At 68.0% G+C, this 1,507-nt stretch carries 2 protein-coding genes; both read left to right on the plus strand.

Annotated elements, in window-relative coordinates; genetic code table 11:
- Nucleotides 1–209 precede the first annotated feature (209 nt).
- A complete protein-coding gene (locus AC2VON_RS11130; RefSeq protein WP_486953010.1) occupies nt 210–707 on the plus strand; it encodes a polyadenylate-specific 3'-exoribonuclease AS in 498 nt (165 codons plus the stop codon).
- A gap of 34 nt (nt 708–741) precedes the next feature.
- Nucleotides 742–1,507 (plus strand): 3-deoxy-7-phosphoheptulonate synthase (locus AC2VON_RS11135; protein ID WP_486953011.1); only part of this gene is annotated, 766 nt, incomplete at its 3' end.

A 1,507-nucleotide genomic window follows, 5' to 3' on the forward strand; every position in this document is an offset into this window, starting at 1 on the left:
GGGAACGCCGGCTGCGTCGCCCGGTGGTCCAGCTCAAACTCTGGCTGCAGGACATGGTTGCCGGCCGGCCCGGGGTTCGCAACGACCGTGCGGTGGACGTCGAACTCGACCGCGCGGTGCATCAAGCGCCGCCGCCCAGCGGGCCCATCATGATCGCGAGCGGTTGAGCGGTCCTGCGCAATCTGCGCGGTCCTGAGCGCTATCCAGCGATGAGATATTTCTACGACACCGAGTTCATCGAGGACGGCCGTACCATCGACCTGATCTCGATCGGTGTGGTCGCCGAGGACGGTCGCGAATACTACGGCGTGTCCACCGAATTCGACCCCGACCGGGCGGGACGCTGGGTGCGTGCCCATGTGCTGCCCAAGCTGCCGCCGCCCGCGTCGCCGGCGTGGCGCTCGCGTCGCCGGATCCGCTCGGACCTGGAGGCATTCTTACGAGTCGACGGCGACGAGCCGATCGAGTTGTGGGCCTGGTTGGCGGCCTACGACCATGTAGCACTGTGCCAGCTGTGGGGGCAGATGCCTGATCTGCCGGCGGCGATGCCGCGTTTCACCCGGGAGCTGCGGCAGCTGTGGGAGGCCCGGGGCCGGCCCCGCCTGCCGCCGCGGTCACAGAACAGCCACGATGCGCTGGTGGATGCCCGGGACCAGTTGCGGCGCTTCCGCATCATCACCGGTGCGTTGCGCGAGGATTCGCCATGATCAGCTCAGCTCTGCGCCCGGTTAGGATGAATGGGTGAACTGGACCGTCGACATTCCGATCGAGCAGCTGCCGGAGCTGCCACCGCTGCCCGCGGAGCTACGGGTGCGGCTGGACGCAGCGTTGGCCAAGCCAGCGGCCCAGCAGCCGAGTTGGTCGGCCGAACAAGTCAAGCCGGTGCGGACACTTCTCGAAGCGGTGCCGCCCGTCACCGTGCCGTCGGAGATTGCGCGCCTGCAGGGGCTGCTCACTCAGGTTGCCTGCGGCGAAGGGTTCTTGCTGCAGGGCGGCGACTGCGCCGAGACCTTCGCCAATAACACCGAGCCGCACATCAGGGGCAATATCCGCACCCTGCTGCAGATGGCGGTGGTGCTCACCTATGGGGCCAGCATGCCCGTGGTCAAGGTCGCCCGGATCGCAGGCCAGTATGCCAAACCACGATCGGCCGACGTCGACGCGCTGGGGCTGAAGTCCTATCGCGGCGACATGGTCAACGGATTGGCCCCCGATGCCGCCGCACGCGAGCACGACCCGTCCCGGCTGGTCCGGGCCTACGCCAACGCCAGTGCGGCGATGAATCTGGTGCGGGCCCTAACATCGTCGGGGTTGGCGTCGCTGCGTCTTGTGCACGACTGGAACCGGGAGTTCGTGCGCACGTCGCCTGCGGGAGCGCGCTATGAGGCGCTGGCCGGCGAGATCGACCGGGGACTGCGGTTCATGAGTGCCTGCGGGGTGGCCGACCGGGGGCTGGAGACCGCCGAAATCTATGCCAGCCATGAGGCTCTGGTGCTCGACTACGAGC

Source organism: Mycobacterium sp. TH-M82 (assembly GCF_057473605.1).

Bases quoted from the DNA above. Each gene is read 5' to 3' on its own strand.
- AC2VON_RS11130 (WP_486953010.1), top strand. From the start codon at position 210: ATGAGATATTTCTACGACACCGAGTTCATCGAGGACGGCCGTACCATC.